Raw genomic sequence first — 23361 nt, forward strand, 5'->3', positions numbered from 1 at the left:
CGGCACCTTTCATCCCTCATCCCTCATCCCTCATCCCTCATCCCTCATCCCTCATCCCTCATCCCTCATCCCGCTCTCGGCGGCGATTTGGGCGAGCAGCGTGCGCTCGGCGTTCGAGAGGCGGCGGTCGCGCCGGGCCATGACGGCCTCGGCCACGCGGAACGCCTTCTCGGTCCGGTACGGCGCGAGCCCATCCGCCCCGCCCCACGCGAACGAGGGCACGTGGCGGGGCGGGAAGCCGGACCCGAACAGGTTGCAGAACACGCCGACGACCGTCCCCGTGTTGAACATGGTGTTGATCGAGCACTTGGAGTGGTCGCCCATGAAGAGGCCCGCGAACTGGCGCCCGCTCGCGAGGAAGTCGCCGGCCACGGCGTCCCAGACCGTGACCTCGCCGTAGTCATTCTTGAGGTTCGACGTGTTCGTGTCGGCGCCCAGGTTGCACCACCGGCCGAGGTAGCTGTTGCCGAGGTACCCGTCGTGGCCCTTCGACGAGAGGCTGTGGACGACGCTCCCGTGGACCTCCCCGCCCACCTTCGACCGGAACCCGACGGCGCTCTCGTCCACGCGCGCCGCCGGCTTCACAGCCGCCTTCGGCCCGAAAAAGACCGGCCCCCGCACGACGGCGTTCTCGCCGACCTCGGCGCCCTCGCCAATCCAGACCGGCCCGTCCGCGGCCGAGACCACGGCCCCGGCGCGGACCACGGCGCCCTCGCCGACGTGGACGCGCTCGGGCTCGACCAGGACCGCCCCGCCCTCGACGCGGCCCGCGTGCTGGCCCAGTCCGCCCATCGCCTCCAGGTCGTGCGTGATGCGGTCGCCCAGGTCCGCGATAAGGTCCCACAGGTGCGTCACGAGCGTCTCGCCCTCGACCCGCTCCTGCGGGAGCCCCTCGGTCTGGAACAGCCCGAGCGCGTCGGTCGCCACGAGGTCGGCGGGCGGGGCGGGGTGGAACAGGGCGAGGAGCGTGTCGCCCTGCGTGAACGCCCGCGCCTCCCCGCCCGCGGCGGCCTGGCGGACGGCCCGCACGACGTCGCCGCCGCGCGCGAGCCACCGGCCGTTGACGAACAGCGTGGCCCCGGAGGGCGCCGTGCGGACCGGCACGCCTGGGTGCTCCTCGGCCGTCACGCCGGCCACGGCCGCCCGCGTGTGGAGCGCGAGCCGGTCGTGCGGGAAGGCGGCGGCCAGCGTCTCCAGGAGCGTCCGCGCGCCGACGCGGAGGTCGAACGCGGCGCGCGTGAGGGCGAGCGGGGCGAGGTGCCCGACGCGGGCGTCCTCGAACGGGCAGAGGGTCATAGGAGATGGGGGTGGGGGGAGAGGGCGGGCGCCGCGAAAAGTACTGGCCGCCCCGCCCGTGGGTCGTAGGGCGGGGCGGGCGCCCATGGGCGGGGTGGTACCTGATCCGCCCCGCCCCATCCGTGTACAGACCGGAGGCGGGCATTCGTAGGAACACCGCTTGTCGTGTCCGCGGGGGCGGGGCGGTCCGGGGCGGCATCGAAACCCGCACGAGGCGGCGGCAGTCCCCCTTCTGGTCACCGTGCCGCGTCGGCGTAGCCAAGAGGGGATGGGGGGACGACGCGAGCCGCGCCGCCCCGCCCGCGGCGCGTCGCTAGGCGAATGCGGACACCACGCGTGGTGTCCCTACGAGTCTGCTCCGTCCGTTTTGCCCGCCCCGCCCACGAGCGACCGCCGGTCGCCCCTACGGCGTCTACCTCGGGCGCGGGCGGGGTGGCGCATCTTTTGCTCGCCGCTCGCCGCTCGCCGCTCGCCGCTCGCCGCTCGCCGCCCCACCCGACACATGGAGCCCCGCCCCAACCTGATCTCGAGAAAGAAGCCGGCCTACGCCGTCTCCGACTACCTCGCCGACTACCTCGGCCAGTACGGGCGGCGCGCCGAGGGCGGCGTGAGCTACGACGACCTCAGCCGCTACGCTGGGCAGGCCCCGCTCTACGACGAGCTCGGCGACGACACGCTCTGGAGCACCGTCTACTACGCCAACGCCGAGCACGCCGAGATCCACGACGCCCTCCGCGAGACGTACGCGCTGCTCAAGTCCGCCGGCGACCTCTCGACCGTCGAGCACCTCTACGTCGACCGCGTCGACCTCTGCCTCTACGGCAACACGCTCCCGTTCCGCGTGCGGATCGTGAACCGGCTGAACGAGAACTTCGACTACTTCTACGTCAAGCGTGCCGACGCGAGCCGCGTGTACGGGCTGGAGCTGGAGCACGTGCTCTCGCCCAACTCGATCAACTTCCTGGCCCGCGTCGACGGCCCCGAGCTCCGCGACCAGACCATCGTCGAGGAGCACATCGTCGGGCTCCCCGGCGACGCCTTCATCCGCGAGCAGCTCCCCGACAACCGCTTCGACCAGGTCCGGCTCGCCAAGGAGTTCGTCAAGTTCAACGAGCGGTGCTTCGTGCGGCTCCTGGGCGACATGCACGCCGGCAACTGGGTCGTCGACATCACGCCCGACTTCGAGAAGCTCCACTACCGGATGCGGCCGGTCGACTTCGACCAGCAGAGCCACCACCCCGCCCGCAAGGTGTACCTCCCGCAGTTCTTTTCGCAGAACAACCCGGTCATCGCCCTCGGCCTGACGCACCTCACGGAGCGGACCGTCGACCAGTACCAGCGTGAGGAGCGGGCGCTCATGGCGGGGCGGCTCCGCGTCGGGGCGGGGCGGTACGAGGCGCTCATGGACGTGATGCGCGAGGACCTGATCGCTCCGCCCGACTACGTCGACGGGCTCGGCGCCGCGCTCGCCCGGCACTACGGGGACCCCGGCTTCCACCGGGTCGACACGATGGGCGAGCTCGTCCACCACTCGCTCGAGCTCCTCCAGCAGCGGGCCGAGCCGGCCAGCCTCAAGCTCCTCTCCGGCGCGACCGCCGCCGACGTCGCCGGCGACGTGGCCTGAGCGGGCGGGGAGCCGCCGGGGCGGGGCGGCGTATCCTGGGCCACCCCGCCCGACACGACCGGCATGGACTGGCACGACTACATTGACTCGGACCCGAACGTCATCGGGGGCAAGCCCCGCGTCAAGGGAACGCGTATGGGCGTCGCGTTCCTCCTGGAGCTTTTCGCGGTAGGGTGGACGCAAGAGCAGGTTTTGGAGAACTACCCACACCTGACCGTTGAGGACCTGCGGGCCGTCTTCGCCTTCGCGCACGACGCCGCAGCCGACACGCGGCTCGTGCCAGAGAACGGGGCGGACATTTAACGCTTGGACCTAAACCACCTGTCCGGCTAGACGCAGGGCGGGGTGGAGCGGTAGCGTTGAGCGCCCTGCTACTGACCCGATGCGGCTCCTGGCCGATGAGAACGTCTCCCTTCTGAGCATCCTCCTCCTACGAGACCGAGGACTCGACGTGGTCTCCGTGCTGGAGACGCACCCCGGCCTCGACGACCCCGACGTGATCCGGCTCGCGCGTCGCCTCGGCCGCGCGCTCATTACGTTCGACAGCGACATCGGAGAGCGGATCTTCAAAGACGGCGATCCGCCACCGCCCAGCGTGATCTACCTCCGGTTCATCCAGAGCGACGCAGAGGAGACAGCCCGCGTCGTCTTGCAGCTCCTCGCGCTCGACGGCGTCCGCGTGGGCGAGAGCTACGTGACGTATCGAAATGGCCGCGTTCGTCACCAGCCGCTTCCGCCGTCCACTGCGCCCGAGTAGGGTGGGCGGGGCGGCCACCCCGCCCTACAGAAAACCCGTCTCGCTGCGTGCGCCGAGGGCGGGGTGGAAGAAGGCCGGGCAGAGGCGCCGCCCCGCCCCCGCAGCGACCTTGGCCGCGTCCTCTTCCCTGTCCTCATGGCCTCTTTCGACGACTTCGACCTCGCCCCGCCCGTCCGCCAGGGCGTCCGCGACGCGGGCTACACCGACCCCACGCCCGTCCAGGCGGCCACGCTGCCGCACGCGCTGAAGGGCGTCGACGTGGTCGGCGTGGCGCAGACGGGGACGGGCAAGACGGCCGCGTTCGTGCTCCCCATCCTCGACTACCTCGTGCGCGAGCCGGTGGGCGGCAAGAAGCGGCCGGTGCGCGCGCTCGTCGTCACGCCCACACGCGAGCTGGCGATCCAGGTCGAGGAGGCGGTGCAGACCTACGGGAAGGCGACGAAGCTGAAGAGCGCGACGATCTACGGCGGCGTCGGCAAGGGCGGGCAGCGGACGGCCCTCCGCAACGGGGTCGACGTCGTCGTCGCCACGCCGGGTCGGCTCCTCGACTTTGTGGGGACGAAGGAGATCGACCTCTCGTTCGTCGACATCCTGGTTCTGGACGAGGCTGACCGGATGTTCGACATGGGCTTTGTCCGCGACATCCGCAAGATCGTGGCGGCCGTTCCGGAGCAGCGCCAGACCATGCTGTTCTCGGCGACCATGCCGCCCGCGATCCAGGACCTCGCCCGGTCCATCCTCTACAAGCCCGAGACCATCGAGGTCGGCGAGCGGCGCGACCCGGCGGCGACGGTCGCCCAGCGGGCGGTCCACGTGGCCGAGGCCGAAAAGCAGGCGCTCCTCCACCACCTTCTCGACACGGAGCCGGTCGAGCGCGTCATCGTCTTTTCGCGGACCAAGTACCGGGCCGACCGGATCAAGAAGAAGCTGGATCGGGCCGGCTACAAGGCCGTCGCCATCCACTCGAACCGGAGCCAGGGGCAGCGGCAGCGGGCGCTGAAGGGGTTCGAGGGCGGCCAGTTCCGCGTCCTCGTCGCCACCGACATCGCCGCGCGCGGGATCGACATCGACGGCGTCTCGCACGTCGTCAACTTCGACGCGCCGGGCCAGCCCGAGGACTACATCCACCGCATCGGGCGGACGGGCCGCGCCGAGGCTACGGGCGACGCGATCACGTTCGTCTCGGCCAAGGAGCGCGACCAGCTCCGGGCCATCGAGAAGCACACGGGCAAGCCCATCGAGCCGGCCACGTTCGACGGCTTCGAGGCGCCGAAGCTCGCCGAAGCGATGGAGACGGCCAAGCGCCGTTCCAACCCGAAGGGCCACAAGTCGCGCCAGAAGCAGCAGCACGGACGGGGCGGCCCGAAGCCGAAGGGGAGCACCAAGGCCCAGCGCGGCCGCCGAGGCCCCTCCGGCGGCCGCTGACCGCCCCGCCCCCACGGCCATCGTAGGGACACACGGCTTGCCGTGTCCGCGGGCGGGGCGGCTAGAGGTCGCGGAGGAACGGGTTCGCCCGCCGCTCGGCGCCGACCGTCGTGGCCGGGCCGTGGCCCGAGTAGACGACCGTCTCGTCGGGGAGCGTGAGCACGCGGTCGCGGATCGAGGCTAGGAGGGTGTCCATGCTGCCCTGCCACAGGTCGGTCCGCCCGATCGAGCCCTGAAACAGCACGTCGCCGCCGACGAGCTGGCCGCCGGCCTCGTCGTAGAACGCGACCGACCCCGGCGAGTGGCCCGGCACGTGCAGCACGCGGAGCGTCGTGTCGCCGACCGTGAGCGTGTCGCCGTCGGCGAGGTCGTGGGCCGCCGGCGGCGGGGCGTCCACGCGGACCCCGAACCTCTCGCCCTGGACCGGCGCGTTTTGGAGCAGCGGCCCGTCGGCTGGGTGCATCTGCCAGCCCCCGTGCTCGGCCGCCCCGCCCAGCGTGCGCGCAAAGTGGGCGGCCCCGAACACGTGGTCGATGTGGCCGTGCGTGAGGAGCAGGTGGCGGACCGCGAGCCCCTCGGCCTCCAGGTAGTCCTCGACCTGCCGGCGCTCCTCGCGCGTCGCCGTCCCCGGGTCGACGAGCGCGGCCTCGCCGCCGCTGGAGAGCACGTACGTGTTCTCGGCGAACGGGCTGACGACGAACGAGCGGACGGTGAGAGGCATGGTGAATGTGGAAGGGTGAACGCGGAACGCGGAAGGGACGCCGCCCCGCCCGCCCAACGCGAAGGGCGGGGCGGGGCCGTAGCCGTAGGGACACCATGCATGGTGTCCGCATTGGGGCGGGGCGGCAGGACCGGCGGCGAGCCCAAGATGCGGCCGCCCCGCTCCCGGTTCTCTACGGGCGGGGCGGTGCTGAGGCCACCCCGCCCGGTACACGTCGGCCCGGGCGGGGCGGTCAAAGGACGCCGCCCCGCCCTCAGCCCGTTCCCAGCCACCGCTACAGCTCCAGCTCCTGCCCCTGCTCGGGGATGATGACCTCGATGTCCGGGTACTCCTCCTCGATCGCGTCGCGCATCCACTCCTTCGCCGCCGTCTCGCCGTGGACGAGCACGATCGTCCGCGGCTGGACGCGGTCGACGAGCGTGAGCAGGTCGCGGCGGTGGGCGTGGCCCGAGAACCGGAACCGCTCGACCTGGGCGCGGACCGGGAGCGGGCCGTCGTCGAACGTCATGGTCCCGCCCGTCGCGGCGGCCTCCTGGAGCCGCTCGCCCGGTGAACCCTCCTTGGAGTAGCCGACGAAGAAGATCCCGTGGCGCTCGTCGGCCACGAGCTGCTGCGCGAGGTCGTACGACGGGGTTCGCTCGAAGAGCATGCCCGACGTGAGCACGAAGATGCCCGGCTTCGCGAGCGCCGCGTTCTTCTTCTTCTGCGAGCGCGGGTACCGCTCCTGGTCGACGCCGTAGACCTCGAAGTCGGGGTCCAGCCGCGGCGTCGACTCGCGCGTCTTGTCGTAGACCTCGGCCACGCCGCGCATCGAGCCCGCCGTGTAGATCGGGACGTCGGCGTCGACGATGCCGCGCCGCTTAAAGCGGTCGATCATGGCGAGCACGTCCTGGCTCCGTCCGAGCGCGAAGACCGGGATGAGGACCACGCCGCCCCGCCCGAGCACCTTCTGGATCTCCCGCCCGAGCCGCTTCTCCTCGCTCTTCCGCGTCGTTCGCTCGGCCTCGGGGTCGGCGCCCAGCGTCGACTCGAGGAGCATGACGTCGACCGGGCCGTCGGGGACGTCGGACTCGGGGAGGATCGTCTGGGGCTGGACGCTCGTGTCGGACGTGTAGTAGAGCCGGCGGCGCTCGCCGTTCTCGTAGCCCTCGACGAGCAGGCCGACGGCGCCGAGCACGTGGCCCGCGTGGTAGAACGTGCCCGCGAGCGGCCCCTCGGCCTTCAGGCCCGCCAGGTCGAACGGCGTGTCGAGGCTGTGGGTCTCGTAGACGTAGCTGAGCGCTTCGGCCGTCTCGACGTCGAACACCGGCGCCGCGTCGGACGACCCCTCGCGGATGCGCCGCTTCTGGAGGCGCGCCGACGACGGCAAGAGCATCTCGGCCAGGAGCGCCGTCGGCCGCGACATGTGGACGTGGGCGTGGGGCACCTCGCGGGTCAGCACCGGGAGCGAGCCCAGGTGGTCGTGGTGCGCGTGCGTGACGACGACGTGGTCGACCGGCCGGTCCCGGAGGAGTTCGAACGGGGGGACGGCCGCGTAGCCGTCGAGGTCGGGGTCCATGCCGGCGTCGAGGACCAGGCCCGTCCCGCCGAAGGTGACGTGGTGGCAGCTCGCGGCGATCTCGTCGGTGTCGCCGAGGGAGAGGTAACGCATTCGTAGAGGCTCGTAGAAGGCAGAGACTACCGCTCCCGCCCCGCCCGGTGTTCGCACTTTCGGTTCGTTCAGGGCCGCTCCGCCCCGCCCGGAGGCGCCAACGCAAACCGCCCCGCCCTCGTCGTGAGGGCGGGGCGGCGAGGGCGGGGCGGCGAATGCGGGCCGACGCGACGCCGGACCCCGCGGGCGGGGCGGCTACGCCTCGCGGTGGACCTGGCCGTTGGCCGGCTCCTCGGCGCCCTGGAGCGCCTTCCAGTCGTCGAGGAATTTCTTCAGGCCCGCGTCCGTCAGCGGGTGCTGGAGGAGCTGCTTGATCACCTTGAGCGGCATCGTCGCCACGTCGGCGCCGAGTTCGGCGGCCTCGACGACGTGCATCGGGTGGCGGATGGAGGCGGCCAGCACCTCGGTCTCGTAGTCGTAGGTGTCGTAGATCTCGATGATCTGCTTGACCAGGTGCATCCCGTTCGACGAGATGTCGTCGAGCCGGCCGATAAACGGGCTGATGTACGTGGCCCCGGCCTTGGCGGCGACGAGCGCCTGCGTCGGGCTAAAGCAGAGCGTGCAGTTGGTCGGGATGCCCTCCTCGGTCAGCGTCTTGATGGCCTTGATGCCGTCGAGCGTGAGCGGGACCTTGACCACGACGTTGTCGGCGATCTGGGCGACCTCGCGGGCCTCGGTCATCATCTCGTCGTAGGTCACGGCCGTGATCTCGGCCGAGACGTCGCCGGGCGTGATCTCGCAGATCTTGGCGATGTGGCCGTGGAAATCCTTGACCCCGACCTTCTTCATCAGGGACGGGTTCGTGGTCACGCCGTCGAGGACGCCCATGTCCTGGGCCTCCTGGATCTCGTCGAGGACGGCGGTGTCGATAAAGAATTTCATGGCGGGGCGGGGAAGGGTGGATCGGTCTGGGTCCTACGCCCGAGCGCTCCGGCATGTCCCGCCCCGCCCGGAATCTTTATTCCGCCGCCCCGCCCGGCCGCTCGCTCGGCCGCTCGGCGGGCGGGGCGTCCATCGGCCTTGTTGCCGGGGCGGGGCGGCCGAGGGCGCGGTCCCAGAGCCGCCCGAGCCACTCGGCCGAGACGTCGGCTTCGAACGGCACCTGCTCCATCGCCACCCCGCCCGCGCCCGGTGCGGGCGCGAGGCGCCAAGTGAACAGGTACGGCGCCCGGCTCGGGCCGAGGTCGCCGTCGGCCCGCCCGAACCGGACGTCGGCCACCACCACCCCGCCCGCGCTGTCCGCACCGGGCGGGGCGGGGCGGACGCGGAGCCAGCCGCGCGAGAACCAGCGGAGCGTCTCGGCCGGGCGGCTCCCGGCGTAGGGCGCGAGCAGGTTGCGGCGCGCGGCCGTCGCCCGGAACGTCATGTCTGGCCCGTCGTCGAGGAGCGAGCGGAGGCCGGTCAGGTAGACGGTCCCGCTGTCGGTCTCGACCTCGGCCACGCTCCGCCACAGGAGCGTCGTGAGCGGGGCGGCGGCCGTCAGCACGCGGGCGGGGCGGACGCCCTCGGCGTCGAGCGCGCGGAGCGCCGCGCGGTGCGCCGCCTGCTGCGCCACGAGCCCCCACGCGAGGTAGGCCGTCGAGACGGCGAGCCCCCACCCCGCCCACACGCGCCGCCGCCCCGGCCGCCGCGTGACGAGCGCGGCGAGCAGGAAGCCCGCGAGCGGGACCGTGTAGAGCGGGTCGACGATGAACACGCTGCCGACGGCGAACGGCCGGTCCGAGAACGGGGCTAGAAGCTGCGTGCCGTAGACGGTGAACACGTCGAGGAGCGGGTGCGTGAGGAGCGCCGCGAACCAGACGGCCGTCCACAGCCGCCACGTCCCCGCCGACCGGGCGGGGCGCAAACCGCCGGGGCGGTCCGGGCTTCGCCCTGCTCGCCACCGCTCGAACCGCCACACGGCCCACCCCAGCACGGGGCCGGCGACGAACGAGAACGCGAGCCCGTGCGTGAGCCCGCGGTGGACGTGGAGCTCGGCGGCCGTGTCCAGCCACGGGTACGCGAGCACGTCGAGGTCGGGGAGCGTCCCGGCGACGGCGCCCCAGAGCGCGGCGCGGCGCCCGACGCGCGGCCCGGCGACGGCCTCGCCGACGGCGGCGCCGAGAACGGCCTGGGTCAGAGAGTCCAAACGGCGGGGCGGGGTGGGGAGCGGCGGACGGTGGCCGCCCCGCCCGCGTACGGGGGAGCGGGGCGGAGAACGCTCCGCGCGAACCGGCGGTCCTACACGGCCACGCCGCCCGCGACGAGCCGCGCGTAGTGGGCCTCGTAGCGGGGGACGATCCGATCGATCTCGAACTCGGTCACGGCCCGCTCGCGGGCCGCCGCCGCCATCCGCGCGTGGAGGGCGGGGTGGGAGAGGATCTCGCGGGCCGCCGCCGTCATGCCGTCGATGTCGCCCAGCGGGCGGAGGAAGCCGGTGACGCCCTCGACGTTGAGCTCGGGGAGGCCGCCGATGTCCGACGACACCACGGGCACGCCGCACGCCATGGCCTCGAGCGCGGCGAGCCCGAACGTCTCGCTCCCGGACGGCATCAGGAACAGGTCGGCGATGGAGAGGATCTCCTCGACCGGCTCCTGCTTCCCGATAAACCGGACCTCGCCCCACACGCCGGCCTCGCGCGCGCGCGCCTCGGCCGCCGCCCGCTCCGGCCCGTCGCCGACCATGAGGAGCTTGACGCCGCCGGCCTCGCCGTGCCGCGGGTCGCCCTCGGGCCACGCGCCCTCGGCGTGGAGCCGGGCGAACACGTCGACCACGTCGCCGGTCCGCTTGACGCGGCGGAAGTTGGAGACGTGGACGAGCAGGCGCTCGCCGTCGGGCGCGATCGCCTGCTTAAAGTGGTCCTTCGGCTGGCGCTGGAAGCGCTCGGTGTCGACGAAGTTGGGGATCACCTCGATCTCGCGGCTCACGTCGAACGAGGCGTACGTCTCGCGCCGGAGCCAGTCGCTCACGGCCGTGACCCCGTCGGAGGCGTCGATCGCGTGCTCGACGACCGGCTTGAAGCTGGGGTCCTTGCCCACGAGCGTGATGTCGGTCCCGTGGAGCGTGGTCACGACCGGGATCTCGACGCCCTTCGAGCGGAGGATCTGCTGGGCCAGGACCGCGCTCGTCGCGTGCGGGATCGCGTAGTGGACGTGGAGCAGGTCGAGCCCGTCGTGCGTCGCCACGTCGATCATCTTCGAGGCCAGCGCGAGCGCGTACGGCGGGTACTCGAAGAGCGGGTACGTGTTGACGCGGACCTCGTGGAAGGTGAGGTTCTGGGCCACGTGCTCGAGCCGGAGCGGGAGCGCGTAGGCGATAAAGTGGACCGTGTGGCCGCGCGCCGCGAGCGCCTTGCCCAGCTCGGTCGCGACCACGCCGGAGCCGCCGAAGGTGGGGTAGCAGGTGATGCCGATCGTCATGCGGCCCCAACGCCACCGCCCCGCCCCGGGTCCGGCGCGCGTGCTGCAGAACGGTGAATGTCGGGCGGGGGAGTGGCGCTCGTCGCCGCCCCGCCCACGCGTCCGGTCCGCCCCGCTCGCCGTGGGCGGGGCGGGGCGGTAGGTTTGGCGACCGTTCTCCGCCCCCTCCCCATGCGCCTCGCCTCCCGCCTCCTCCCCGCCCTCGCCCTCGCGGCGTGCCTCGCCGCCCCGCGCGCCGAGGCCCAGATCATCCCGTCCATCGACGTCGGCGTCGCCGGCGGCGTCAACTTCGCGTCGCTCGGCGACGCGGCCGGGCTCGACTTCGACGGCTCGACGGGCTACCACATCGGCGCCTTTGCCGACGTCTCCGTCCTCCTGTTCCAGGCGCGGACGGGCGTGTACTACCTCCGCGCCGGCGACGTCCAGGGCGAGGGCGAGGACGGGTCGATCAGCTTCGTCACCGTCCCCGTCGACTTCAAGCTCCAGACGCCGACGCCGATCCTAAAGGGGTACGTGCTCGTCGGCCCCGAATTCCGGTTCCCGCTCGACGGCCTCGACACGTTCGACACGCGGTCGGTCAACACGGTGCTCAACGTGGGCATCGGGGCCGGAGCCGGCATCCCGATCGTGGGGCCGAACGGGTTCCTCGAGCTCCGCTACGCGTTCGACCTCACCGGCATCGCGGCCGACGACGCGGGGACCGACCAGGACGTCAAGGTCAGCCTGTTCATGATCCGCGCCGGCATCGGGATCTAGAAAGGCGACGAGTGATGAGCGACGGGTAACGGGTGGAGTGGTCGGACCGACCATCCCGCCTGACAGGAGGGCGGGGTGGCCCGGTCTCGAAGCCACCCCGCCCGTCGCTCAGTGCCCGTCTCTCCGTACTCGTTCAGAAGCGGAGGAGCGCGGCGGCCGGGCCGTGCTCGCGGAGCGCCTCGCGCGCCGCCTTGCTGCGGACGAGTTCGAGCGTGGCTCCTTGCTCCATGGCCTTGTCGAGCATGAGCTCGACGAGGTCGTTCACGGCGCGCACCGCCCCGCCCGTCGCCTCGTACGTGCCCTCGGTCTGCGTCGTGAGCATCCCCGAGGTCGGGTCGATGCCGCCCGGAATCGTCTCGGCGTCGTCGACCACGAGCGTCATCACGCGCTGCTGGTTGAGCATGTCGAGCGTGTCGTCGAGGCCGGCCACGGCCCGCGACGACAGGAGCTCCTGGACCTTCCCGAGCGTCTCGAGCTCCTCGCGGGCTTCGACCTCGCGCTGCACGTCGCCGGCGGCGTCCGAGACCTCGGCCGAGGTCGCGTTGATGTCGCACGAGAACGAGGCGGCCACGCGCTGGCGCGTCGCCTGGTCGAGCCCGTCGAGGAAGTCGGCCTCCATGTCGGTCGTGGCCGAGTGGATCACGTGCCGGGCCTCCAGGGACTGCGCGATCAGGTTGCAGGCGTGGGCGCTCCGCCGGGCCTGCGCCCGCTTCATGTCCGCCTTCATGTCCTGGCGCTGGTCCTTTGAGGCAAAGTCGGTGACGAAGAGCTCCTGGCCCTCCAGCTCGTAGACCTCCTCGACGAGCCCGATCTGGGCAAAGAAGAACCGGCTCTTGTGGGCCGAGACGAGCGCGATCACAAACCGGTCGTTCTCGTCGCGGACGCGCGCGAGCGGACGCACGTACGGGTTGTCGGTGACGTGGACCTCGTTGGGGAGCGCGATCGCCGTCCCGAGCTGCTCGAAGAGCCCGAGCGCCTCACACGCGAAAAAGGCCACGCCCCGCCCCGTCCGCGGCAGGCCGTTCGCGAGCGCCTCCCCGATCCGGTCGCACTCGGCCTGGACCGCCTTTTTCTGCTCGCCGGCGTCCGAAACCGCCCGCTCGCACAGGTCCTTGAACGTGGTCTCCCACGTCGTCCCCAGACGGGCCTCCGGCGTCAGCTCCATGTACAGGCTGACGATGGGGGCGCTCGTCGACTGCGCCTCGTTGAGGCGCTGGAGGTGGTCGGCCGAGAGAAAGTGGAAGCCGGGTTTCGTCGTTCGGCGGCGCAGCTCGGCGAGGAGGGCGTCGCGGTCGTCGGGGGCGAGGGTCGTGGACATCAGAGGGGAGGGGATGGGGAGCGGGCGGGGCGCAGAGGGGCGGGCGGGGCGGGGCGCTCGGCGGACCTCGTACCAGGTACCGAGCGCCCGGGGGGCGTGCTACGCGTCGGGGAGCGGGTCGCCGGTGTACGAGTCGACGGCGGGGTCGTCGTCGTGGTCGTCGCGGACCGAGCCGTAGCGGTCGAGGAGCCCTTCGCGGGCCAGGTTCAGCATGGCCGCCGTGTCCTTGAGCGAGGCGTTGATGATCTGGGCCGCTTCGGGGAGCGAGACCTCGAACTCGTCGTGGAGGACGGTCACCTGGCGGGCCGCGCCGCGGAACGTGGCGTCGGCGAGGAGGTCGCGGTCCTGCGGGCTGAGGTCGGCCTCGGCGTAGCCCTCGACGCTGACGTCCTCGGGGGTCGTGGAGGGCACGATCTCCTCGTAGGTGTCGACGTCGAACGGCTGGCGGAACTCGTAGAACGACTCCTCGACGGCGTCGTGCTCCTCGCCGGTCGGGAGCTCCTCATCGAGCGAGATCATCTTGCGCTCGGCGTAGCGGTCCTCCTGGCGGGCGTACCGGGCGAGCGCCCGGGTCTGAAGCCCGAGGAGCCACGCGCGGAAGCTCATCCGGTCGGCGTCGTAGCGGCCGCGGCGCTCCCAGGCGCGCACGAGCGTCTCGCCGACGAGCTCCTCGGTCGTGAGGTCGACGAGCGTACCCGTGTCGTCGGCCGGCGTGTCGTCGACGGCGGCGCGCTCGATGTCGAGCTGGCGGGCGGCCGCGGCCATGAGGTCGTCCTGGTACGGGGCGATCGCGTCGTTGAAGGCGTCGCGGTCGCCGTCGAGCGCGCGGCGCCAGGCGTCGGCGGGCGGGTGGGCAGAGGGCATGGAGGGGGCGTGTTCGCGAGAAGGGCAGGGCGGCTCCGCAGGGGCGGGGCCGGTCTGGGGTCAACCGGGCGGGGGCACCGCAAGATCCGGGCGGGGCGGGGTGGAACCGCGCCCGCGTCCGCCTCGCCTGTGAGCTGGCGCCGTCGGCCACCGCCCCGCCCGCGGCGCGCCTGCCCCCGATCTCAAAAGCCGTCTGGGATCTCCCCCTCCCTCGCCGGGCGAGGGTCGAACCCAAAGGGCGGGGTGGGGGGCGGGCATCGACCCGGGGCGGGGCGGTCCCAGACAGCCGCGCAGACTTCAGAGGCTCTTCCTCTCCATCGCCATCCCTACGCGGGACCACGGAGTGAGGGGGAGCCCGCCCGGGAGGACCGACCGCCCCGCCCGCCGGACCCCGCCCCGCCCGGGACCGCTCCCAAAACGGCGACCCGTCTCACAGGGAGGGGCGGCCTCACAGAACCGCCCCACAGAGTCTCCGCCCCGCCCCCAACAAAAACAGGGCGCGCCCGGTGGAGGCGCGCCCTGGACGGGTCCGCCGGACGGGCCGGCGTGGTGGGAGGACCCGGGTTCGAAACCTACAGCGCCAACCGGAGGGGGGCGGCGCTCAGCGCCGAAGCCACGCCCGAGTAGAACCGGAACCGGCGCGGGTCCACGCGGAAGCCGGTCGGGCGAATGGGCTGGTGGCCGGCCGACCAGTTCGGGGCCGCCCCGCCCACCATCGAGCGCTCGCTGTAGAAGTGGCGCGTCGACGTCGGGAACGGCCGGTCCGCCGAACGGGCGTAGTAGACGTCGTGGGCGATGGCCAGCGTGCGCTGGAACGCCTCGGTCGCAGTCTCCGGCGTGAGCGTCGTGTACAGGCGCCGCTTTGGGCTGCCCGGGTTGAAGGCGCTAAACTGGTACGGGTCGGTCACGACGCCCTCGTACGTCGACGCCCCGCGGTACTCGGTCTCGACGCGGTTGCGGATGACCCAGCCGACGAGCTCCTGCTCGTGGGGCTTCTTGGTCTCCGAGTACATGCACCGGGCCAGCCACAGCACGTCGTCGCTCACGTCCGCCAGCACGAAGGGCGGGGGGGCGTCGGAGACGACGGCGGTGGGGAGCTCGCTCTGAGCGAGGTCGTCCGGGCTGTAGGCGGTGAAGAACAGGGCGAGCAGCGGGAGCATCGCGGCCAACACCAGGGCCAGACCGGCGGCGGCTTTCTTGGCAAAGGTCTTTGTCGACGCGTCGTTCGAGTCTGTGTCCATGCAGGGGGGCTCGGGATCGGCGGTGGGGAGAAGGACGCTCTGGGAAAGAGAACTCTGAGGTCTCGAAGCCCGCGAGAAGGGGGCGTGCGGGCCGAGAGAACTCGGAGCCGGGCCAGAAGCAGGCGGGGCACAGGTCCCAACGACCGTGCCCACGCGGTCGTGCGGGGGCGGGGCGGCCCGAACCGGCGCCTCGGCCCGGCGTCCGACCGCCCCGCCCCCGACGCGTCCACCGTCGGCTCCTCGGCTGACCCGTGAGGTGGACACCCGCCCCGCCCGCCGTCTCGCCCAATGGACACCCCGCTCCGCATCCTCGCCGACGCCAACATCCCCGCCGCGACCGACGCGTCCGGCGCGCTGGGACGCGTCCGGCTCCTCCCCGGCCGCGAGATCACGCGCGCCGAGGCCGAGGGCGCCGATGTCCTGCTCGTCCGCAGCGTGACGCCGGTCGACGCGGCGCTCCTGGAGGGCACGCCCGTCCGGTTCGTGGGCTCGGCGACGGCCGGGACCGACCACGTCGACCGCCCCGCCCTCGGCCACCTGGGCGTCGGGTTCGCGTGGGCGCCGGGGTCGAACGCGACGTCGGTCGTCGAGCACGTCCTGGCCGCGCTCCTGGCCGTCGCCGCGGACCGGGGCGAGGCGCTCGCGGGGAAAACGCTGGGCGTGGTCGGCACCGGCGCCGTCGGCGGGCGCCTCGCGCCGCGTGCCGAGGCACTCGGGATGAGCATCGTCGCGTCCGACCCACCCCGCGCGGCGGCCGCCGAGGCGCGGGGCGAGGCGCACCCGTACGTCCCGCTCGACGCCGTGCTCGCCCAGACCGATGTCGTAACGCTCCACACCCCGCTCACGACGGCGGCCGAGAGCCCGTGGCCCACGCGCGGCCTCTTCGGCGCCGACGCGTTCGCCGCCATGCGCCCCGGCGCCTGGTTCGTCAACGCCGCCCGGGGCGGGGTGGTCGACGCCACCGCGCTCCGCCGCGAGGCGGCCCGCCGCCCGTGCGTGCTCGACGTGTGGCCGGGCGAGCCCACGCCCGACCCCGAGACGGTCGGCCTCGCCGCACTGGGCTCGCCCCACGTCGCTGGCTACGCGGCCGACGGCAAGGTCCGCGGCACGGCGATGCTGGCCGCCGCGCTCCGCCGGTGGCTCGCGGCGGGCGGGGCGGAAGCCGCGCCGTGGGACGAGTCCGCGGCGCTCGGCCCCGATCCGCCCCCGGTCGCCGCCCCGCCCGCGCCGGGCGACGTGGAGGACCCGGTCGCGCAGGCGGCGTGGCTGGACGCGCTCGCGCGCCAGGCGTTCAGCGTCCGCGCCGAAGACGCCCGGTTCCGGGCCGCGCTCGACGCCGCGGGCGGGGCGGCCGAGCGCGCGGCGGCCTTTGCCGATCTGCGGCGGACGTACCCCGCGCGCCGCGAGTGGGCGCACTACGCGGTCGAGGGCGAGGTCCCCGCCCCGCTCCGCCGCGCGGTCGCGGACGGGCTCGGGATGCGGATCGCGGGCTAGCGGACCGTCGCTGGGCGGGGCGGGGCCAGGACGAACCGCTCGGGCTGGCCGTTGGCGACAGAGGCTCCGACGCCGCCGCCGCCGATGCCGTACACCACGCCCGATATCACCGCCATGGCGGTCGGGCTGAGGTCGATGAACCCCTGCGGCTCGTACGTCGCGTGGGTCAGGACCGCCCCCCCCACGGCGGCCGCCGCGAAGCCGAGGGCGAACCCTTCGAGCCGGCTCAGCCGCCCCCGCGGGTCGACGCCCGCGAACGCGACACGGTCGACGTCGGCCGTCGGCACGACGTGGACGGCGCCGTCGGCGCCGATCCAGCTCGTCGAGTCGGCGTCGATGCGGAGGCCGCGGGCCTCGACCGCCGGCCTGTCGCGGACGGTGACGACCGCCCGCTGCCGCCCCGCCCGCTCGCTGATCGCCTGGCGGCTCGCCGCGTCGGCCACGTCGAGCGTCCGCGTCGTGGCGACGCAGCCGGAGAGCAGGAGGAGCAACGCGAGGAGGGCGGGGCGGCGCATGGGAGTGAGCGGACCTGGGGCGGGGCGGTGCCGTAGCCTACCGCGCCCGCCCCGCCCCGCCGTAGTGCAAACGGACCACCCCGCCCCGGGGCGGCGCACTTTCCCCTTGCCCCTCTCCCCCTCACCCCAGCAGCACGCCGGCGATCGTCGCCGTCATGAGGTTGGCGAGCGTGCCGGCGAGCACGGCGCGGAGCCCGAGCGCCGCGATTTCGCCCGTCCGCTCCGGCGCGAGCGGGCCGATCCCGCCGATCTGGATGCCGATCGACGACAGGTTGGCGAACCCGCACAGCGCGAACGTCGCCATGATGACCGTCTTGGGCTGGAGCGAGCCGGCCGCGAGCGCGTCGGCGAGCTGGGTGTAGGCGACGAACTCGTTGGCGATCACCTTCGTCCCCAGGAGCGCCCCGAACGCGGTCACGTCGCCCGCGGGCACGCCGACGGCCCAGGCGACGGGCGCCAGGATCACGCCGAGGATGGCCTCCAGGCTGATCTCGAACCCGAACAGGCCGGCGCCCCACCCGAGGATGCCGTTGAGGATGGCGATGAGGGCGAGGAACGCGATGAGCATGGCCCCGATGTTCAGCGCCAGCTGGAGCCCGTCGGCCGCGCCGGTCGCCGCGGCGTCGATGACGTTTTTGGGTCCGGCGTCGGTCAGGTCCTCGACGGCGGCGGCGGTCGCCTCGGTGCTGTCGGTCGCCGGCTGCGTGGCCTCGCCCGCGTCCGTCACGGCGGGCGGGACGGCCTCCGCCCCGCCCCCGAGGGCGTCGGGCGGGGTGGTGGGCCGCGTCTCGGGGATGAGGACTTTGGCGAGCACGAGGGCCGCCGGCGCCGCCATCACGCTCGCGCCCAGCAGCTGCTCGGCGAACAGCTGCTGCCCGACCGCCACCGGGACGCCCTCGATGGCCGCGTAGCGCTCGCCCAGGAACGCGACGTACGACGCCAGCACGCCGCCCGCGATCGTCGCCATGCCGCCCGTCATGACGGCCATGAGCTCGCTCCGCGAGAGGGTCTTGATGTAGGGCTTGATGACGAGCGGGGCCTCGGTCTGCCCCACGAAGATGTTGGCGCTGACCGAGAGCGACTCCGGCCCGCTCGTCCCCAGCGCCCGCTGGACCACCCACGCCACGCCCTGCACGATCCGTTGCATGACCCCGAGGTAGTACAGGATCGACATCAGCGACGCGAACACGATGACGGTCGGGAGCACCTGGGCGAAAAAGAAGAACCCGAGCGAGCCCTCGGACGCCGGCCCCAGCCCGAGCGTCCCGAAGATGAACGTGGAGCCGACCTCGACGGCCGCCAGGAACTGCACGAACAGGCCCGAGACGAACGCGAACGCCGCCGCCGGCCACCCGAGCGGGGCGAACGTCGCGGCGAGACTGTCGCCGCGGAGGATGAGCACGGCGAACACGAGCTGGAGCCCCAGCCCCAGCCCGACCGTCCGCCAGTTGACGCGGCGGCGGTCGGACGAGAGCGCGAACGCGATCGCGAGGATGACGACGAGGCCGAGCAAGCCGCGGCCGATCGAGACAAGGTCCATGCATGCGCGGGGCGGACCCGCAGGGTGAGGCGGCGCGAAGATACCGGGCGGGGCGGGGGCCGGCGAGTCGGGAGGCCGCCCCGGCCCGGTGCCCGTGGCGACGCGGCGTGCCGGGCGCAGGGTGACCACCCCGCCCTCAGCGCGGGCGAGGAGGCCACCTTCTGCTCGCTGCTCGTCGCGGGCGGGGTGGTGCGTTTGCACTACGCGCGGGCGGGGCGGTGGGGCTACGCTCTGCGACCACCCCGCCCCCACGCCTCGCCATGGATCTGACCTCCCTGTTCGGAGCGCATCCCGAGTGGTTTGGGCCGTTCACCGTGCTCGCCTTCGGCGCGGCCTACCTCACGGCCGTCGTCGTGGGCTACCGGCGCGGCTGGCCGCCGGCGGCGTGGCTCCTGGTCCTGGCCGCCGCCGGGATCGGCGGCGTCGTGGGGACGCGGCTGCTCCCGCTCGGCCTCGACGGGCTCCGCGCGCTCTGGCTCGACGGTGCCCTCCCCGACGCGGGCGTCCGCCGGCTGCCGGGCACCATCGCCGGGGCGCTTGTCGCCGCCGAGGCCGCGCGGCGCCTGCTGGGCGTCCGGCGGTCGATGCTCGACCCGCTCGCGTCGGCCGGGCTCGTGGGCATCGCCGTGGCCCGCGTCGGGTGCCTGCTGGCCGGCTGCTGCTTCGGGACGCCGACCGACGGACCGTGGGGCGTGACGTACGCGGCCGGCTCGTTCGTCCACGGGTTCCACCTCGCGCACGGCGTGGTCGAGGGCGGGGCGGCCGGTCCGGCGCCGGTCCACCCGATCCCGCTCTACGACATCGCGTTCGCGCTCGTCGTGCTGGCGCTCCTGCCGCGGCTCGCGCGCCGGCTCCGCGCGCCGGGCAGCCTGTGCGGCGCGGTCGTCGGCCTGTACGCCGTGCACCGCTTCGCGCAGGACTTCGTGCGGGCAAACGACGTGACGGCGTGGGGCGGGCTCACGGCGGTCCAGGTGGGGATGGCGGCCGCGGCCGCGCTCGCCCTCGGGGCCGTCTTGTGGGCCGAGCGGCGCGAGCGGGGCGGGGCGGCCGAGAGCTGGGGTGGGGCGGACCGCGCGGAGCCCGCCCCGCTCCGGCTCGTGGCGGTCCTGGGCGTGGTCGTCGCTTTGCGCCTCGCCCTCGACGGGTGGCTGACGTCGGCCGAGGCGGCGGTCCTGCTGATCCGGATCGTGCCGGCGGCGGGCGCCGTCGCCGTCGCCCTGGTGCGGAGCCCGGCCGCCGCCCCGCTCCGGTGGGCGGCGGCGGGGGTGGCCGGCGCGCTCCCGCTCGTCGCCGGGTTCCAGACCGAGCCGGCGGCCGAGCCGTTCAGTCTGTGGGCCGTCGAGGCGCACGGCGACGTGGGGCGGTACCAGGAGTTCGACATCTGCAGCGACAACCTCTACCAGTACACGACGGCCGGCGCCGGCGTGGCGCGCGTCTGGGTCGACCCCGAGGCCGAGCGGACGCGCGAGGTCGGCGTGCGGGTCTACGGCGGCCGGCAAGCGTTCTCTCCGCGCAGCGATCAGGCGCCGCGTTCGGAGGAGGCCCACGGCTTCGCCGCGGTCGCTCCGTACGCCCGGGTCGACGAGCGCAACATCGGCGGCTCGCTCGGGCTCCACGTCGGCCGCTCTTCCATTTTGGGGCCGGAGACGGCGACGGTCTTCCCCTCGGCGGGCCTCCGCCTCGGCCCGCGCCGCGCGCACTTCCTGGTGGGCTTTATGGACGCCCCGCACTTTGGAGCGCCAGCCCCAGCGGTCCACATCGGCGCGGGGACCGGGCGGCTCACCGCCGACGGCCAGGAGCTCCGTGTGACGGGCGGCGTCTCCGGCTCCGGCTTCTACGTCGCCGGCACGATCCCGGCGGGGCGGCTCTTCCTCGAACCGATGGGCGCGGTGGCGTCGTCCAACGGCGACTGGATCTACCAGGGCGGCGTCCGGCTCCGCCTCCACCTGCCGGCCGAGTAGCCACCCCGCCCTCACGCGCCGGCGGGGCGGCGGAGGCACGGGCGGGGCGGTCCGCGCAGCACGCCCGCCCCGCCCAGGCGTCGCTGCGGGCGGCCCGCCACCCCGCCCGACGGCCACCGGAACACGTCGTTGCATGCAACGACGCGACCTCGTCGCGCAGAACCGCCCCGGGCGGGGTGGACAACGTGGGGGCAACTCGGCCGCCCCGCCCTTGACAGCGCGGGCGGGGCGGTCATCTTCCCGTACCCCGTACCCCGTACCCCGTACCCCGTACCCCGTACCCCGTACCCGCTACACCAGCCGCCCCGCCCGGAGCGACCGCTCCAGCCACGTCCGCTTTTTGTCCAGCTCGACGAGGCTCGCCGCCGCCTGCGGCTGCCCCTGAATCCGCCGCTTCCACGCCGCGTGGACCTGGCGGACCGAGACGTCGGCGGCGAACGAGAGCTCCTTGGCGAGCTCGGCGCACGCCTGGCGCAGCTCGCGCTCGCGCGCGGCCACGTCGATGGCCTGGGGGCGCGGGGCGGGGCGGGGCACGTCCTGGTGGAAGTCGGACGACGAGCGGTAGCCCGGCATCTGCTCCAGGCTGTGCGTCTGGCTCGCGCCCTGGCGGACCGACTTGAGCTCCCACACGCTGACGTCCGTTTTCTCGACCGTCGCGCCCTCCCCGCCCCCGGTCGCCTTGGACTGCTTGACGCCCGTTTGCTCCTCGGCCGCGATCCACCGCAGCGTGTCGACCACGCCCGAGTCGTCGGCGGCGTAGAGGTCGCAGCGGTTGGCCTCCTCGGGCCATTGCGGCACGTAGCGCATCCCGCGGAACACCTGCTGCATCGTCTTCCCGACGGCGCGGACGAGGTCCGCCTTCACCAGCACCGAGATGGGCTTGATGTCCGTCCCCTCGCCGATCATGTCGACCTGGACCATGACGTCGAGCCCGCCCTCGCGGTAGGCGTCGAGCAACTGCTGCCGCTCGCCGGCGGCCACGTCCTGGCCGATCCGGGCGGAGCGGACGTCGGGGTAGCGGCGGCGGACGAAGTCGAGGATGGCCGCCGCGTGCGCGTTCGACATCGCGATGACGAGCATCTGGTGGTCGCGGTAGCCGGCGTAGCTCCCGGACCGCGCCATCTGCCGCGCGAGCTGCCCTCGCTTTTCGGCGAACCGCGCGAACGCCGGCCCGAGCAGCGTCTCGAGGTAGACCTCGTGGAACCGGAGCTTCCGCCGCGCGAGGTACGCGTCGACGTCCTTGGTCGCCTCGGCGTCCTCGCGGAGCTGCGAGAGCGAGATCTCGACCTCCTCGCCCGTGTCCGTCCTGACCATCCGCACCGCGTAGTCGACCACGTGGGCGTCGACGCGCTTGAGGATGCCGCCCTCGGCGTGGGCCTCGCGCATCCCGACCTCGTGGAGCGCGTCGTAGTACTCGAAGCCCTCGGAGTCGACCGTCGTGGGCACGCCGAACAGCGTCTTGCTGTCGCCGCGCATGGGCGTGCCCGAGAGCGCCACGCTCGCCGCGTGCGGGAACCGCTCAATGGCCCGCGCCCACGTCCCGTCCGTCGCCAGGTGGTGGACCTCGTCGAACACGAAGAGCGCCTTGGCCCGCTTGCAGTACTCGACGAGCGCGTCGTTCCCACGCTCGCCGCTCGCGTACTGGTAGGTCGTCACCACGACCTCGGTGTCGAGGTTCTTGAGGAACACCCGGTCCGAGTCCGCCGCGCAGTACGTGACCGCCCCGCCCCCGAGCCAGTGGAAGACCTGGGCGAGCTCGTCGGCGTCGGCGTACTGGTCGCGGAGGTTGCCGCGGGGGACGAAGACCACGAGCCGGTCGCAGACGCCGAGCGCGCGCGCGACGACGTAGGCCGAGAGCGCCGTAATCGTCTTGCCGTAGCCCGGGACAAACACGCCGAGCGCGTTCCGCTCGCCCCGTTCGAGCGCCGCCGCCCACTTTTCCAGGAACGCCCGCTGCCCCTCGCGGAACGCGAACCCGTCGCGGAGCCGGACGCCGGGGAGGGCGTCCGCCGACGGCGGCAGCGGGCGGGCGGGGAGCGACACGGGAGCGATCTGCGGGGGCCGTCCAACCTACGCCCGCCCCGCCCCCGGCCGGGCGGGGCGGGGCGGAGCGGCGGGGAAATCTCGGCGGACCCGCGGCCTGGGCGGCGGCCCGCGTGCCGGAATCCCCCACCCCGCCCCCGGGGCGACCCGGGGAAATGGGCGGCCGGTTGAGGAACGGGGCGGGGCGGCGATACCCCCGGGAGATCACCGCAGCGTTCGCATGTCTTCCGCCCCCCTCGTCCAGGTCGTCTACGGCTCCGCCACGCCCCACCTGCTGAGCCGCGACGAACTCCTCGACATCCTCCGCGTGAGCCGCCGCAACAACGCGGCCGCCGGCGTCACCGGCGCCCTCCTCTACACCGAGGGCAACGTGATGCAGGTGCTCGAAGGCCCCGGCCCGGCCGTCGAGGCGACCTATGCCCGGATCGCCCGCGACCCCCGCCACCACCGCGTGCTCCCGCTCATCCGCGGGCCGGTCGAGGCCCGGTCGTTCCCGGACTGGTCGATGGGGCTCTGCGACGTCCACGGGCTGGACGACGAGGACCGGGCTGCGACGCGGTCGCTCCTCGACCTCACGGCGCCGGGGCCGGACCGGGCACGGCGCCTGCTGGCCTCGTTCCGCGCGCTCCTCCCCGGCGTGCGCACGCACGTCCCCGGCTGACGGCCCCAGCACGCGACCGCCCCGCCCCGACGTGCGGGCGGGGCGGCTAGGGGGTGCGGCCACCCCGCCCCCGACGTGGGCAGCGGGCGGGGCGG

20 protein-coding genes are annotated in these 23361 nt (G+C 73.5%); 8 read left to right on the top strand and 12 right to left on the bottom strand.

Features of this window, described 5'->3' with window-relative positions; genetic code table 11:
• Positions 1 to 51: 51 nt before the first annotated feature.
• The gene (locus tag RM540_RS05140; protein WP_311662471.1) at positions 52 to 1296 is read right to left on the bottom strand and encodes a putative sugar nucleotidyl transferase; all 1245 of its coding nucleotides are present in this window, start codon (positions 1294 to 1296) and stop codon (positions 52 to 54) included.
• Positions 1297 to 1798: 502 nt separating this feature from the next.
• Between RM540_RS05140 and RM540_RS05145 the strand changes: the two genes are divergently transcribed.
• The 4 genes from RM540_RS05145 (at position 1799) to RM540_RS05160 (ending at position 5102) form a co-directional block, all read left to right on the top strand.
• Positions 1799 to 2920, top strand: a complete 1122-nt coding sequence (locus RM540_RS05145) for a hypothetical protein (RefSeq protein ID WP_311662472.1) — start codon at positions 1799 to 1801, stop codon at positions 2918 to 2920.
• Positions 2921 to 2983: 63 nt separating this feature from the next.
• A complete protein-coding gene (locus tag RM540_RS05150; protein ID WP_311662473.1) occupies positions 2984 to 3223 on the top strand; it encodes a DUF433 domain-containing protein in 240 nt (79 codons plus the stop codon).
• A 79-nt stretch (positions 3224 to 3302) separates the two neighbouring features.
• Positions 3303 to 3677, top strand: coding sequence for a DUF5615 family PIN-like protein (locus RM540_RS05155; protein ID WP_311662474.1), 375 nt, complete (start codon positions 3303 to 3305; stop codon positions 3675 to 3677).
• A gap of 135 nt (positions 3678 to 3812) precedes the next feature.
• Positions 3813 to 5102, top strand: coding sequence for a DEAD/DEAH box helicase (locus tag RM540_RS05160; RefSeq protein WP_311662475.1), 1290 nt, complete (start codon positions 3813 to 3815; stop codon positions 5100 to 5102).
• A gap of 61 nt (positions 5103 to 5163) precedes the next feature.
• Here the strand turns inward: RM540_RS05160 and RM540_RS05165 are convergent, their stop codons facing one another.
• From RM540_RS05165 to bshA, 5 genes are all read right to left on the bottom strand, one after another.
• Complete coding sequence (locus RM540_RS05165) at positions 5164 to 5823, bottom strand: MBL fold metallo-hydrolase (protein WP_311662476.1); 660 nt, start codon at positions 5821 to 5823, stop codon at positions 5164 to 5166.
• Between the two features lie 274 nt (positions 5824 to 6097).
• Positions 6098 to 7474, bottom strand: coding sequence for an MBL fold metallo-hydrolase (locus tag RM540_RS05170; protein ID WP_311662477.1), 1377 nt, complete (start codon positions 7472 to 7474; stop codon positions 6098 to 6100).
• Positions 7475 to 7669: 195 nt separating this feature from the next.
• A complete protein-coding gene (gene fsa / locus RM540_RS05175) occupies positions 7670 to 8356 on the bottom strand; it encodes a fructose-6-phosphate aldolase (protein ID WP_311662478.1) in 687 nt (228 codons plus the stop codon).
• A 76-nt stretch (positions 8357 to 8432) separates the two neighbouring features.
• Positions 8433 to 9602: a metal-dependent hydrolase gene (locus RM540_RS05180; RefSeq protein ID WP_311662479.1), complete on the bottom strand. Its 1170-nt coding sequence runs from the start codon at positions 9600 to 9602 to the stop codon at positions 8433 to 8435.
• A 92-nt stretch (positions 9603 to 9694) separates the two neighbouring features.
• Positions 9695 to 10873: an N-acetyl-alpha-D-glucosaminyl L-malate synthase BshA gene (bshA, locus tag RM540_RS05185; protein WP_311662480.1), complete on the bottom strand. Its 1179-nt coding sequence runs from the start codon at positions 10871 to 10873 to the stop codon at positions 9695 to 9697.
• Between the two features lie 171 nt (positions 10874 to 11044).
• Between bshA and RM540_RS05190 the strand changes: the two genes are divergently transcribed.
• Entirely contained in the window at positions 11045 to 11629 is a 585-nt protein-coding gene (locus RM540_RS05190; protein WP_311662481.1) for a porin family protein, read from the top strand.
• Positions 11630 to 11762: 133 nt separating this feature from the next.
• On the opposite strand, the gene RM540_RS05195 is transcribed toward RM540_RS05190, so the two are convergent.
• The 3 genes from RM540_RS05195 to RM540_RS05205 all read right to left on the bottom strand — a co-directional run bounded on the left by RM540_RS05195 (position 11763) and on the right by RM540_RS05205 (position 15052).
• Positions 11763 to 12947: a baeRF10 domain-containing protein gene (locus RM540_RS05195; RefSeq protein WP_311662482.1), complete on the bottom strand. Its 1185-nt coding sequence runs from the start codon at positions 12945 to 12947 to the stop codon at positions 11763 to 11765.
• Between the two features lie 99 nt (positions 12948 to 13046).
• Positions 13047 to 13811 (bottom strand): RNA polymerase sigma factor, encoded by a 765-nt coding sequence (locus RM540_RS05200; protein ID WP_311662483.1) that lies wholly within the window; start codon positions 13809 to 13811, stop codon positions 13047 to 13049.
• 572 nt (positions 13812 to 14383) lie between these two features.
• Positions 14384 to 15052: a cell wall hydrolase gene (locus RM540_RS05205; protein WP_311662484.1), complete on the bottom strand. Its 669-nt coding sequence runs from the start codon at positions 15050 to 15052 to the stop codon at positions 14384 to 14386.
• Between the two features lie 288 nt (positions 15053 to 15340).
• On the opposite strand from RM540_RS05205, the gene RM540_RS05210 reads away from it, so the two are divergent.
• Positions 15341 to 16546 (top strand): 4-phosphoerythronate dehydrogenase, encoded by a 1206-nt coding sequence (locus RM540_RS05210; RefSeq protein ID WP_311662485.1) that lies wholly within the window; start codon positions 15341 to 15343, stop codon positions 16544 to 16546.
• Here RM540_RS05210 and RM540_RS05215 read toward each other — a convergent pair.
• Together RM540_RS05215 and RM540_RS05220 are read right to left on the bottom strand one after the other, a co-directional pair.
• A complete protein-coding gene (locus tag RM540_RS05215) occupies positions 16543 to 17061 on the bottom strand; it encodes a hypothetical protein (protein WP_311662486.1) in 519 nt (172 codons plus the stop codon). The two genes, RM540_RS05210 and RM540_RS05215, sit on opposite strands and share 4 nt — an antisense overlap.
• 121 nt (positions 17062 to 17182) lie before the next feature.
• The gene (locus tag RM540_RS05220) at positions 17183 to 18601 is read right to left on the bottom strand and encodes a NupC/NupG family nucleoside CNT transporter (RefSeq protein WP_311662487.1); all 1419 of its coding nucleotides are present in this window, start codon (positions 18599 to 18601) and stop codon (positions 17183 to 17185) included.
• Between the two features lie 260 nt (positions 18602 to 18861).
• Between RM540_RS05220 and RM540_RS05225 the strand changes: the two genes are divergently transcribed.
• The gene (locus RM540_RS05225) at positions 18862 to 20562 is read left to right on the top strand and encodes a prolipoprotein diacylglyceryl transferase family protein (protein ID WP_311662488.1); all 1701 of its coding nucleotides are present in this window, start codon (positions 18862 to 18864) and stop codon (positions 20560 to 20562) included.
• Between the two features lie 291 nt (positions 20563 to 20853).
• Here RM540_RS05225 and RM540_RS05230 read toward each other — a convergent pair whose 3' ends face one another.
• Positions 20854 to 22605 carry a DEAD/DEAH box helicase gene (locus RM540_RS05230; protein WP_311662489.1) on the bottom strand — a complete coding sequence of 584 codons (1752 nt, stop codon included), beginning with the start codon at positions 22603 to 22605 and terminating at the stop codon, positions 20854 to 20856.
• A 220-nt stretch (positions 22606 to 22825) separates the two neighbouring features.
• Between RM540_RS05230 and RM540_RS05235 the strand changes: the two genes are divergently transcribed.
• On the top strand, positions 22826 to 23266 hold the full coding sequence (locus RM540_RS05235) for a BLUF domain-containing protein (protein ID WP_311662490.1): 441 nt from the start codon (positions 22826 to 22828) through the stop codon (positions 23264 to 23266).
• The last annotated feature ends 95 nt before the right edge of the window (positions 23267 to 23361 follow it).

The organism is Rubrivirga litoralis, assembly GCF_031846415.1.
In the GTDB taxonomy this organism is placed as follows: Bacteria; Bacteroidota; Rhodothermia; order Rhodothermales; family Rubricoccaceae; genus Rubrivirga; species Rubrivirga litoralis.